This window comes from Actinacidiphila sp. bgisy145 (assembly GCF_057708125.1).
On sequence record NZ_JBYIRL010000010.1, the window covers coordinates 1 to 12766 of the forward strand.

The window sequence follows — 12766 nt, forward strand, 5'->3', positions numbered from 1 at the left end:
CCTCCCCCGCCCCCCCCCCCCCCCGCCACCGGCCGCTGAGCCGGGTCGTGCGGTCGGGCGGGGTCAGCCCGCCAGGATCGCCCGGGCCAGCCGCGCGGTCTCGGACGGCGTCTTGCCGACCTTGACGCCCGCGGCCTCCAGGGCCTCCTTCTTCGCCTGCGCGGTGCCGGAGGAGCCGGAGACGATGGCGCCGGCGTGGCCCATGGTCTTGCCCTCGGGCGCGGTGAAGCCCGCGACGTAGCCGACGACCGGCTTGGTCACGTTCTTCTCGATGAAGGCCGCGGCCCGCTCCTCGGCGTCGCCGCCGATCTCGCCGATCATGACGATCAGGTCGGTGTCGGGGTCGGCCTCGAACGCGGCGAGCGCGTCGATGTGCGTGGTGCCGATGATCGGGTCGCCGCCGATGCCGACCGCGGACGAGAAGCCGATGTCGCGCAGCTCGTACATCATCTGGTAGGTCAGCGTGCCCGACTTGGAGACCAGGCCGATCCGGCCCGGCTTGGTGATGTCGCCGGGGATGATGCCCGCGTTCGACTGGCCGGGGGTGATCAGGCCGGGGCAGTTCGGGCCGATGATCCGGGTCTTGTTGCCCTTGGCCTGGGCGAGCGCCCAGAACGAGGCGGTGTCGTGGACGGCCACGCCCTCGGTGATCACGACCGCGAGCGGGATCTCGGCCTCGATCGCCTCGACGACCGCGCTCTTGGTGAACTTCTCCGGTACGAAGATCACGGTGACGTCCGCGCCGGTGGCCTCCATGGCCTCCTTGACGGAGCCGAAGACCGGGACGTCACCCTGCTCGAAGGTGACGGTAGTGCCGGCCTTGCGCGGGTTGACGCCGCCGACGATGTTGGTGCCGTCGCCCAGCATCAGGGTGGTGTGCTTCATGCCGGTCGCGCCGGTCATGCCCTGGACGATGACCTTGCTGTCCTTGGTCAGGAAGATAGCCATGGTGTCTTGAGTCCTCTTCCCTTACTTCGCAGCCAGCTCGGCGGCCTTGGCGGCCGCACCGTCCATCGTGTCGACGCGCTGCACCAGCGGGTGGTCGGCGTCCGAGAGGATCTTGCGACCCAGCTCCGCGTTGTTGCCGTCCAGGCGGACCACCAGCGGCTTGGTGACCTCCTCGCCCTTGGAGGCGAGCAGTTCCAGGGCCTGCACGATGCCGTTGGCGACCTCGTCGCAGGCGGTGATGCCACCGAAGACGTTGACGAAGACGGACTTGACGTCCGGGTCGCCGAGGATGATCTCCAGGCCGTTCGCCATCACCTCGGCGGAGGCGCCGCCGCCGATGTCGAGGAAGTTGGCGGGCTTCACACCGCCGAACTCCTCGCCGGCGTATGCGACGACGTCCAGGGTGGACATGACCAGGCCCGCGCCGTTGCCGATGATGCCGACCTGGCCGTCGAGCTTGACGTAGTTCAGGCCCTTGGCCTTGGCGGCGGCCTCCAGCGGGTTGGCGGCGGCCTTGTCCTCCAGCGCCTCGTGCTCGGGCTGCCGGAAGGCGGCGTTCTCGTCGAGCGAGACCTTGCCGTCGAGCGCGACGATCCTGCCCTCGCCGGTCTTCACCAGCGGGTTGACCTCGACCAGCAGGGCGTCTTCCTTGACGAAGACGGTCCACAGCTGCTGGAGCACGTCCGCGACCTGGTCGGCGATGTCGGCGGGGAACTTCGCGGCGGCCACGATCTCGGCGGCCTTCTCCGGGGTCACGCCCTCCAGCGCGTCCACCGCGACCTTCGCCAGCGCGTCGGGGTTCTCCTCGGCGACGACCTCGATCTCGACACCGCCCTCGACGGACGCCATGGCGAGGAAGGTGCGGTTGGTGCGGTCGAGCAGGAAGGAGACGTAGTACTCCTCCTTGATGTCCGCGGTCTGGGCGAGCATGACCTTGTGGACCGTGTGGCCCTTGATGTCCATGCCGAGGATCGCTTCGGCCTTCGCCACCGCGTCGGCCGGGTCGGCGGCGAGCTTCACACCGCCGGCCTTGCCGCGGCCGCCGACCTTGACTTGTGCCTTGACGACCGCCCGGCCGCCCAGCCGCTCCGCCACCTCGCGCGCCGCCTCAGGCGTGTCGATGACTTCACCGGCCAGCACCGGTACACCGTGCTTGGCGAAGAGGTCCCTCGCCTGGTACTCGAACAGGTCCACGCGCGTCCGTCTCCCTTTTGGTCTTCTGGATTCCTCGGGCATCGCCCGGAATTCAGCGTCTCGCAGGCGGCTGCCGCCAAAAGTGCAGCGCCGCCTGATCGGCTGGGCGTGCCGCAACGGGCAGGGCGACTGTGCGCAGTCACAAGGGAAGCGCACACGGTGACCGAGTACGCGGCATGTCCGTCTTGCAGGTTATCGCCGCGGGCCGTGGCGTCCTAAATCGTGCCTCACATGGACGCGGTGAGAACGGTCACAACTTTCCGCGGACCGGGCGGGCCCGGGCGGCCCGGGACGAGCGGGCCGAACGGTCGGGCGGGGCGTGCCCGGAGCTGACCGTTCCGGGCACGTCCGGGCCCCTCCGGGCACGGTCCGGGCACGGTCCGGGCACGGGCGCGTACGGGCGCGTACGGGCGCGCACCGACGGGCGCCGGCGGGCACAGGCGGGCACAGGCGGGCCGCCGGTCAGGGCTCGGGTATGGGCAGCGGGCGCTTCTCTATCGCGGCGGCCATGATCTCCGGGAACAGGTCGGGGGTACAGGCGAACGCAGGTGCGCCCAGGGCGGCGAGCGCCGCGGCGTGCTCGCGGTCGTAGGCCGGCGCGCCCTCGTCGGACAGCGCGAGCAGCGCCACGAACTGCACACCGGACGCCTTCATCGCGGCCACCCGGCGCAGCATCTCGTCGCGGATGCCGCCCTCGTACAGGTCGCTGATCAGCACCACGACGGTTTCGGCCGGACGGGTGATCAACGACTGGCAGTACGCCAGGGCGCGGTTGATGTCGGTGCCGCCGCCGAGCTGGGTGCCGAAGAGCACGTCCACGGGGTCGTCGAGCGCGTCGGTGAGGTCGACGACGGCGGTGTCGAAGACCACCAGCCGGGTGGCGATGGAGCGCATTGACGCCAGGACGGCGCCGAACACGGAGGCGAACACCACGGACGCGGCCATCGAGCCGGACTGGTCGATGCACAGCACGACGTCCTTCTTCACCGCCTGGTCCGCGCGGCCGTGGCCGACCAGCCGTTCGGGCACCACGGTGCCGTGTTCGGGCAGGTAGTGCCGGAGGTTGGCGCGGATGGTGCGGTCCCAGTCGATGTCGCGGTGGCGCGGCCGGTACGTCTTCGCCGAGCGGTCCAGCGCGCCGGTCAGGGTGGCCCGGGTCCGGCTCGCGAGCCGCTTCTCCAGGTCGGCGACCACCTTGCGGACCACCGCGCGGGCGGTCTCCTTGGTGGTCTCCGGCATCGCCCGGTTCAGGGAGAGCAGGGTGCCGACCAGGTGGACGTCCGCCTCGACGGCCTCCAGCATCTCCGGCTCCAGCAGCAGCGCCGACAGGCCGAGCCGGTCGATCGCGTCGCGCTGCATCACCGAGACCACCGAACTCGGGAAGTACGTGCGGATGTCGCCCAGCCAGCGGGCCACCCGGGGCGCCGAACCGCCGAGCCCGGCGGAGCGCTCAGCTCCCCCGCTCTCGCCCTGGCCGGGTCGGCCGCTCCCGTAGAGCGCGCCGAGGGTGCGGTCCATCGCGGCGTCGCGGCCGCTGAGCTCGCAGCCGGTGCCCTCGGCCGGGCCGCCGCCGAGGACGAGCCGCCAGCGGCGCAGCCGCTCCTCGGCGTCGGCGGTGCCGGCGGGGGCCGCGGTGGCGGGCGCGGCGACGGGCGCGGTGGCGGGCGCGGTCGTGTCGGTCATGCGGGTGCTCCCTGTCGGGTGGCCGGCTGCGTCCGCGTCTGCGCGTCGCCTGTTCCGTCCGGTGCTTCGAGTTCATCGGGTTCATCGGGTTCATCGAGTTCGGCCGGGCCGGTGGTGCCGCCGCGGCCGAGCAGCAGCCGTACGGTCCTGGCCGCCCTGTTCGCGCGGGCCCGGTCCAGCTCCGCGCCGAAGCCGGGCAGGCCCGCCTCCCCGGTGGAGCCCGCCGCCCGCGGCCGGTGCGCGGCAGCCGGTCCGCGCCGCACCAGTTCGCCCACCGAGCGGCGCACGCCCGGTTCGAACTCCGCGAACGTCCGCCGCAGCAGCGGCAGCACGTCCGTGAACGCCTCCTGCGGTACCCCGGCGAGCCAGCCGTCCACCAGCCCGAGCAGCCGTTCGTCGTGCAGCAGGAGCATGCCGCCGCCGGCGAGGAACCCCTCGACCCAGCCGGCCGCCTCGGCCGGTGCGGTGCCCGGCGACAGCGCCAGCCCCATCAGCCGCGCCGCCTCCCCTTCCTCCAGCCGGCCCTCGTCGAGCAGCAGCCGCGCCGCGGCGCCCCGCAGCAGCCCCGGCACCGACTCGTCCCGTTCGGCGAGGGTCCGGAGCATCCCGGCCCAGCGCTCCCGCAGTCCGGCGACGTCGGGGGCCGCGTCGGCGGGCACGGTGTCCGGCTCGGCGTCGGGGGACTCGGCGCCGGGGGACTCGGTGTCGGGCGCGGGGAGGAGGGCGACAGCGCGGTGCGCCTCGTCCAGGTGGGCGCGCAGCGCGGTGGCGGCGTCGCGGTCGAGGTTGGCGCAGGCCGGCGGGAAGCCGATGCGGACGCGTTCGGCGAGGCCGGCCGCGACGCGGGTGAGGGCGGCGGAGTCGGTGCCGCGGACGTCTCCGTACCGGACCGCGCGGACGAGTGCGGGCAGGGCCGCGGCAAGGTGGGCGACATCGGCGTCGAGGGCCGCGCGGTCGGCGAGTACGCGCATGACCGTGGGCAGGGCGCCGGACAGCCCCGCCAGCAGGCACCGCTCGGCGGTGGAGGTGACATCGGCGAGGGTCGCCCCGGCGACCGCTGCTTCCTGGGCGCGGGTGCCGGCCGCGGCCTCGACGGTGGTCCCCCAGATCCCCGCCTCGGCGACGCGGATCGCCAACTCCGGCTCCCAGCGCAGCTTCCAGCTCTCCCGGAAGGTGCCCTTGCCGCCGCGCGCGCTGCCCGGCTCACCCCAGTCGATGCCGAGCAGGCGCAGCCGGTGCAGCAGGCGGCTGCGGCCGGCGTCGGTCTCCTTGCGCAGGTCGAGGTCGAGTTCGCGTTCCAGCGCCTCGGGCTTGAGCCGCAGCCGGCGCTGCTCGCGGGCGAGGTCGCGGGCGAGCGGCACCGCGGGCGCGTCCGGCGGGACCTCGCCGAGCGCGTCGCCGACCACGAGGCGGTCGTGGATGAGGGCGAGCGGCACCTCGGAGCCGTCGCACATCACCGCGCGCACCGCGTCGACCGTCTCACCGAGGCCGGCCAGCGGGCGGCCGCGCATCGCGGCGAGCGTGTCGGCCAGCCGCACCGACTCGATGACGTGGGCGGAGGAGACCGGCAGGTCCTCCTCGCGCAGCAGGCCGGCGATCCTGGTCATCCACCGGGTGACGGGCCGGTCGGGCGCGGTGAACAGGTGCTGGTACCAGCCGGGGGAGTCGATGCCCGCGCCGTAACCGCCGGCCCGGGCGAGCCTGCGGTGGGTCCACGGCACCCAGGTGGTCTCGACCTTCGCCTTCGGCAGGCCCTTGAGCACTTGCCGGTCGGCAGCGGCGGTGGCGGGCCCGGCGAGCGCGGGGACGTGCCAGGCGCCGCACACCACGGCGGTGCGCGCGTAGGTCCGGCGGGCCTCGCGCAGCCGCAGCCGCATGTGCGCCTCGCGCAACGGGTCGCGGTCGTCCCCGCCGTCCCCGTACGTGGCGCGGATCGCGGTCATCGCCTCGGCGACCGCGGCGAACGGCACCAGGGGGTCGGCGCCCTCCGCGCTGTCCCGGTGCTCCACCGCGTCCTCCCACCAGCGCTCCGGGTCGTCGTACCCGGCGGTCTCGGCGAGCACGGCGAGCGGGTCGACCCGTACGGCGGCGGGCGGCTCGGCGGCGGGTGGCTCGGCGGCGGACGGCGTGTCCGTGCTGCCGTCGGGTGCCGCGTCCGTGCCGGTGTCCGCGCTGCCGTCCGTAGCTGCGCCCTGGCCCGGGCCGGGATCTTCGCCGGAGCCCGGGTCCTTGGGCGGCTCGGGGGCGCGCATCGCGAGGGTGTGCGCGGCCGGCAGGTCGATGAACCGCACGGCCGCGCCCGCCTCGGCCGCCCACCGCATCGCCACCCACTCGGGGGAGAACTCGGCGAACGGCCAGAACGCGGCGCGCGCCGGGTCGTCGGTCACATGGGCCAGCAGCGCGACCGGCGGCCGCATCGCCGGGTCGGCGGCCAGCGCGGTCAACGCGTCGGCCTCCGGGGGCCCTTCGATCAGCACGGCCTCCGGGCGGTAGGCGTCCAGCGCGGCCCGCACCGCGCGGGCCGAACCGGGACCGTGGTGCCGTACCCCGAGCAGCAGCACGTCGTCGGCGGTGCGGGCGGACCGGCCGCGGCGGGGCGCCGGCCCTGCCGCGGGCGAGGGATCGGGCGAGGCGCCGGGCGGCTTCGCGTCCGTCCCGATCGCCGCGCCGGCCGGGGCCGTCACGCCGACACCTCGCGGCAGGCCCGGTAGAAGTCCTTCCAGCCGTCGCGCCCGCGGACGACCGTCTCCAGGTATTCCTGCCAGACCTGGCGGTCCGCGGCCGGGTCGCGGACCACCGCCCCGAGGATGCCGGCGGCGACGTCGCCCGCGCGCAGCACCCCGTCGCCGAAGTGGGCGGCGAGCGCGAGCCCGCCGGTGACCACGGAGATCGCCTCGGCCGTGGAGAGCGTGCCGGAGGGCGACTTGACCTTGGTGCGGCCGTCCTCGGTGACGCCGCCGCGCAGCTCGCGGAAGACGGTGACCACGCGGCGGATCTCGTCGGCGCCGCGCGGGGCGGCGGGCAGGTCCAGGCCCCGGCCGAGCTGCTCGACGCGGCGGGAGACGATGTCCACCTCCTCCTCCGCGGTGGCCGGCAGCGGCAGCACCACGGTGTTGAACCTGCGGCGCAGCGCGCTGGAGAGCTCATTGACCCCGCGGTCGCGGTCGTTGGCGGTCGCGATCATGTTGAAGCCGCGCACGGCCTGGGTCTCGGTGCCCAACTCCGGTATGGGCAGCGTCTTCTCGGAGAGGATCGTGATGAGGGTGTCCTGCACGTCGGCCGGGATGCGGGTCAGCTCCTCGATCCGTGCGATGCGGCCCTCGGCCATGGCGCGCATCACCGGGCTGTGCACGAGGGCGGCGGGCGTGGGGCCGTGGGTGAGCAGCTGTGCGTAGTTCCACCCGTAGCGGATCGCCTCCTCGGGGGTGCCCGCGGTGCCCTGGACCAGCAGGGTGGAGTCGCCGCTGATCGCGGCGGCGAGGTGTTCGGAGACCCAGGTCTTGGCGGTGCCGGGCACGCCGAGCAGGAGCAGCGCGCGGTCGGTGGCGAGGGTGGTGACGGCGACCTCGACGACGCGGCGCGGGCCGACGTACTTCGGGGTGATCACGGTGCCGTCGGGGAGGGTGCCGCCGAGCAGGTAGGTGGCGACGGCCCACGGGGACAGCTTCCACCGGGCCGGGCGGATGCGGTCGTCGGCGGCGGCGAGCGCGGCCAGCTCGTCGGCGAACGAGTCCTCCGCGTGGGGCCGCAGGGCCTGCTCGGTGCCGGGCGCGGCGCCGCCGGTGGTGCTGCTGGTGGTGCTGCTGGTTTCGGACAAGAGCGACACGGTTCTCCCCCACTCGCTTGCACGGCGGCCTGCCCGCCGCGTGCTCGTTCGGTGTGCTTCCCACTGTGCACCCGACCTCTGACAATCGGTCACCCAGCGCTATTTCCACAGGTCATGGCGATTGTCAGAGGGGGGATCTACGGTCTGTGACATGGAGACGGAAACGCGGTGGACGGTGGATCAGGTGCTCGCGCTGGCGCCTGACGCCGCATCACGGAAGGCCGGCGCGAAGCTCGCGTCGCCCGCGCCGTGGTCCGGCACGGGGGCGGCGGGCACAGCGGTGTGGGGCCTGTGCAGGGGCAGCGGCAGCAAGCCGTACCAGACGGCGGTGGACACCCGCGGTCCGGCGTACCGCTGCACCTGCCCGAGCCGGAAGTTCCCGTGCAAGCACGCGCTGGCGCTGCTGATCCTGTGGGCCGGCGGTGCGGAGGGGCCGATAGCCGCGGCCGGCGCGGCGGGCACCGAGCCTGAGTGGGTGGAGCAGTGGGTGTCCGCGCGGCGCAAGAAGGAGGAGGCCGCGGCGGCGGCTGCCGGCGCGGCCCGTGCCGCCGGACCAGCGGCCCCGGAGGCGGCCCGCCGGCGCGCCGACCGGCGGGCGGTGCGGGTCGAGGGCGGCGCCGCGGAGCTGGAGCAGCGGCTCGCCGACCTGCTGCGCGGCGGGCTCGCGGGGGCGGACCGCGCCGGGCACCGCGCGTTCGAGGAGACAGCGGCCCGCATGGTGGACGCCCAGGCGCCCGGACTGGCCTCTCGGGTGCGGGAGTTGGGCACCATACCGGCGTCGGGCGGCGACTGGCCGTCGCGGATGCTGGAGGAGACCGCGCTGCTGCACCTGCTCGCGCGCGGGTTCCTCGGCCGCGAGGGGCTGCCGGGGCCGCTGGTGGATACCCTGCGGGCGCGGGTCGGGTTCACCGTCGACAGCGCGGAGCTGCTCGCCGGGCCGACCGTGCCCGGCCGGTGGCTGGTCCTCGCGCAGTACGACACGACCGACGACCTGACGACCCGCCGGATCTGGCTGCGGGACGGTGCCTCGGGGCGGTTCGCCCTGGTGCTGTCCTTCGGCGCGGCCGGCCGCTCACCCCAACTCGCCTTCCCGGTCGGCGTCGTGCTGGAGGCGGAGCTCGCCTACCACCCGTCGGCGGTTCCGCTGCGCGCCGCCCTCGGCCCGCACCGCACCACCACCGCTTCCCCGGCGGCCGTCCCGGCCGGCACCGCGATCGGCCCGGCGCTCGACGCGTACGGCGCCGCGCTCGCCGACGACCCCTGGATGGACGCCTGGCCGGTCCTGCTCTCCGGCGTCGTGCCCATACCCGGGCCCGACCGCTGGCAGCTCGCCGACACGGCGGGCACCGACGCCGTACCGCTGGCCGGCCCCGCGCCCTGGCGCCTGGCGGCGCTGTCCGGCGGCCACCCGCTCACCGTCTTCGCCGAGCTGACGCCTGCGGGGGCGAAGCCGCTCACAGCGTGGTCGGCCGACACGCCTGCGCCGACCCCCGTGCTGCCCTGACCACCCGCACACGTCCGGACCGCGCACGACCGCACCGCACCAGCCGGCCCGACCGGCCCCGGCCGCACCGGCCGACCGACGAGACACGACCGACCGGACCAGACCAGGCCAGACCGACCAGATCCGACCGACCAGACCCGACAGGCCGCGGCGCCGCCCCTTCGAAACGCGGGCGGGCACCCGGCAGAACGGCAGCAGAGGAAGCGGAAAGAAGGGGGACCCGATGGGTGGGACGTGGGAGGACCTGGTGGGCAGCGCGCTGCTCGGCACCGAGCGGCGGCGGCCCGCGGGCGTGGTGGGGGACGCGCAGGAGGCGGCCGTCGGCCTGCTGGACGCCGCCGCGGTGGGCGTGGTGCGGCGCCGGGCCGGGCTGCGGCCGGGCACCGCGGGGCCGCGGCCGAAGGCCGTGGCGGCCGACCCGCGCCCGCGCCTGCCCGACGCCGCCCGGCGCCGGCTGGAGTCGATGCTGACCGGCGGCGGCCGCAGCCGGCAGAACGCGGCGCCCAATCTGCTGGAGCTGCTGCCGCAGTGGCTCGCGGCGGCCCGCGCCCGCGGCTACGCGGCGCCGCCCGCCCTGCTGCCCGCGCTGCTGGACATCGCCCGGGCGCGTACGGACCTGCGGGCGGACGCCCTGGCCTTCGCCGGGCCGCGCGCGCTGTGGCTGGCCGAGCTGAACCCCGAGTGGAGGTTCGCGCTGCGGGCCGGCGGCGGCGCGGTGGGTGCCGGCACCGCCGTCGCCGGCTCCGCCGCCCGCGCACAGCTGTGGGAGGAGGGCCTGTTCGCCGAGCGGGTGGCCCTGCTCACCCGGCTGCGCCAGGCGGACCCGGCCGGGGCGCTGGCGCTGCTCGCCGCCACCTGGCGGGGTGAACGCGCCGAGGACCGGCTGATGTTCATGGACGCGCTGCGGACCGGGCTGTCCGCGGCCGACGAACCGTTCCTGGAAGCGGCATTGACCGACCGCAGCCGCAACGTACGGGCCACGGCCGCCGAGTTGCTCTCCGCGCTGCCCGCCTCCGCGCTGGCCGGGCGGATGGCGGAGCGCTCCCGCAGTTGCGTGTCGCTCGCCCCCGAGGGCATCACCGTCGAGGCGCCGTACGCGTGCGACGCGGCCATGGAGCGGGACGGGGTGACCGCGAAGCCGCCCAACGGCAGGGGCGAACGCGCCTGGTGGCTCGGCCAGTTGGTGGAGGCCGCACCGCTGGCGACCTGGCCCGAGCGGTTCGGCGGGCGCACCCCCGAGCAGATCGTCGCCCTCCCGGTGCTCGACGACTGGCAGCCCGACCTGCACGCGGCGTGGTGCCGGGCGACGGTCCGCCAGCGCGACACCGCCTGGGCGCGGGCCCTGCTCGGCGCACCCTCCGCCCGGGGCGGCCCGGTCGCGGCGATCGGTGATCCCGCGAAGCTGCTCGCGATCCTCCCGGCGGACGAACGGGCCGCCTGGGTGGCGCGGTTCGTCGCCGCGCACGGCCTGTCCGAGGCGTTCCAGATGCTCGGGGTGTGCGCGGTGCCGTGGAGCGCCCCGCTCGGCCGCGCGGTCGTCGACGCGCTCGACATCGCCCGCGACGGTGGCAGCTACCCGTGGAGCTTCAGCGGCGTGATGGGCCTGGCCGAGCGCTGCCTCGACCCCGGCTGCGCCGAACAGGTCGCCCTGCTCAGCGCCGCCGCCGAGGAGTCCCCCAACGGCTCCCCCGGCGCCGGCGCCTACTGGTCCGAAGCCTTCCAGCGCCTCACCGCCACCCTCCGCCTGCGCGCCCTGATGGCCGAGGAACTCCTCTCACTCCAGTAACCGATTTGCCGTCGACCGGCGAAAAAACCGCACGCGAGCGATTCCGGTTCGATGCCCGAAGAAACAGTCCACCATTCCGCTTTTTCTCAATTCGGAGCAGCGGAATGGTTCCATCCGGACGGCCTGCGCGCGGAATCCGACCCTCCGGGCCATCGGATTGGCGAAAATCCGGCCAGCGTCGCCCGAAAGAACGCTTGACAGGAGCGGAAGCCCCCTCCCGACGCCCAGCCCGCACCTCCTGACGAAATCGCTATTTGCTTGCGCAGAAAACGGGGCACGGATAATGTCATTCCGAATCTGATCGGCACATGGGCGGCAGGAGCCACAGAACTCCGGCAACCCATGGGACGAACTATGCCAGGGGGGAATAGATGATTCGTCGCCTTGCGCTCGCAGCGGCTCTGACCGCAGGGGTGATGGCTCTCACCGTCACCGAGGCGTCCGCGGCACAATCCTCAGCGGTCACGCGCAGCACCACCGGAGCACGGGCCACGTGTTCGTTCTACACGTGGAAGGTGCTCATCCACGATGATCACGCACAGATAAATTGCTCGCTCTCCGACACTTCCGGAGACAGCCACTCGGTGTACGTCGACTGGTGGCAGGACGGGTTCGGCCATGTGCACCTGCGGAACAGCAAGGGCAACGGTAGTACCATATCGGTGGTCGATGCTCGACAGAACGGAGACGGGTCGTTCGAAGACCTCTACTTCCGCGTCTGCCGAGATGTCCAGCTCGAACCGGACAACTGCTCGTCGACATACCACTGGAACATCCCCTGATAGCACTCCGGACCCGGCGGACATATGCTCGCCGGGTCCGGAGTTTCGGGGGCTCGGTCAGCGGGTGCCCGGCGTGACCGCCCGCGATGAACGTCCTTGGAGCCGCCCGTGTTGCGTGCAGACTCGCTGTATGTCGCCTACGGCGACGACCGTGCGCTGTCCGGTGCCTCACTGAACGTGCGGGACGGCGAGATGGTCGCCGTGGTGGGGAGCAGCGGTTCCGGGAAGTCCACACTGCTGCACTGCCTCGCGGGTATCGTCCGGCCCGACAAGGGCACGGTCGACCTGGACGGTTTCCGGATCGACCGGGCCGACGACGACCAGCTCAGCGCACTGCGCCAGACGAAGTTCGGGTTCGTCTTCCAGTTCGGTGAACTGGTCGCGGAGTTGAGCCTGTTGGAGAATGTCTCCTTGCCGTTGCGCTTCGCGGGCGTGGGACGCAGAGCAGCCGAACGCCGGGCCGCGGCGATGCTGGAGTCCCTTGGCATCGCCGCGCTGGGCGGCCGCCGCCCCGGGCAGGTGTCCGGCGGGCAGATGCAACGTGCGGCGGTGGCCCGAGCGCTCGTGCACCGACCCAGCGTGGTGTTCGCCGACGAACCCACCGGCGCACTGGACAGCCACAGCAGCCGAACCGTACTGACCGCTCTGCGGGAGCTGTCACGCGGCCAGGGCAGCGCGGTCCTCCTGGTCACCCACGACATGCGGGTGGCCGAGTCGGCCGACCGCGTCGTGCACGTAGCGGACGGCCAGGTCACCGCCGAGGAGACGAGCACCCGTTGAACGGTCTCGGCCTCGGCGTACGGCACGCAGTGCGAGGTGACAAGGAGACGTGGCTGCGCACCGGCCTCGCCGCTTTCGGCGTGGCAGTGGCCATGTTCGCCCTGCTGTGCACAGGCGCCGCGGCGCACATCGCCGTCACCCGGATCGACCGCACCGCGGCCATGGCGCCGACACGCGAAGGCACGGCGGCCGAGCCATACGTATGGACCCGTCAGGACACCGACCTTTGGCAGGGATCGCGAATCCGCCGTGTGCTGGTGGAT

9 protein-coding genes are annotated in these 12766 nt (G+C 73.9%); 4 read left to right on the plus strand and 5 right to left on the minus strand.

Going from position 1 to position 12766, the window contains the following annotated elements; all coding sequences use genetic code 11:
- Positions 1-63 precede the first annotated feature (63 nt).
- From sucD to AC3ERT_RS11110, 5 genes are all read right to left on the minus strand, one after another.
- A complete protein-coding gene (sucD, locus tag AC3ERT_RS11090) occupies positions 64-948 on the minus strand; it encodes a succinate--CoA ligase subunit alpha (protein WP_335978139.1) in 885 nt (294 codons plus the stop codon).
- A gap of 21 nt (positions 949-969) precedes the next feature.
- A complete protein-coding gene (gene sucC / locus AC3ERT_RS11095; protein WP_335978141.1) occupies positions 970-2142 on the minus strand; it encodes an ADP-forming succinate--CoA ligase subunit beta in 1173 nt (390 codons plus the stop codon).
- 462 nt (positions 2143-2604) lie between these two features.
- A complete protein-coding gene (locus tag AC3ERT_RS11100) occupies positions 2605-3825 on the minus strand; it encodes a VWA domain-containing protein (protein WP_435124997.1) in 1221 nt (406 codons plus the stop codon).
- Entirely contained in the window at positions 3822-6383 is a 2562-nt protein-coding gene (locus tag AC3ERT_RS11105; RefSeq protein ID WP_435173943.1) for a DUF5682 family protein, read from the minus strand. Before AC3ERT_RS11105 ends, AC3ERT_RS11100 begins: the two co-directional genes overlap by 4 nt.
- 122 nt (positions 6384-6505) lie before the next feature.
- Entirely contained in the window at positions 6506-7642 is a 1137-nt protein-coding gene (locus AC3ERT_RS11110; protein WP_435125000.1) for an ATP-binding protein, read from the minus strand.
- Positions 7643-7802: 160 nt separating this feature from the next.
- On the opposite strand from AC3ERT_RS11110, the gene AC3ERT_RS11115 reads away from it, so the two are divergent.
- The 4 genes from AC3ERT_RS11115 (at position 7803) to AC3ERT_RS11130 (ending at position 12503) form a co-directional block, all read left to right on the plus strand.
- The gene (locus AC3ERT_RS11115; protein ID WP_435173836.1) at positions 7803-9155 is read left to right on the plus strand and encodes an SWIM zinc finger family protein; all 1353 of its coding nucleotides are present in this window, start codon (positions 7803-7805) and stop codon (positions 9153-9155) included.
- Positions 9156-9378: 223 nt separating this feature from the next.
- Entirely contained in the window at positions 9379-10941 is a 1563-nt protein-coding gene (locus AC3ERT_RS11120) for a DUF5691 domain-containing protein (protein ID WP_435173838.1), read from the plus strand.
- A 416-nt stretch (positions 10942-11357) separates the two neighbouring features.
- Complete coding sequence (locus AC3ERT_RS11125) at positions 11358-11723, plus strand: hypothetical protein (protein WP_435173839.1); 366 nt, start codon at positions 11358-11360, stop codon at positions 11721-11723.
- Positions 11724-11831: 108 nt separating this feature from the next.
- Positions 11832-12503: an ABC transporter ATP-binding protein gene (locus tag AC3ERT_RS11130; RefSeq protein ID WP_435125011.1), complete on the plus strand. Its 672-nt coding sequence runs from the start codon at positions 11832-11834 to the stop codon at positions 12501-12503.
- The last annotated feature ends 263 nt before the right edge of the window (positions 12504-12766 follow it).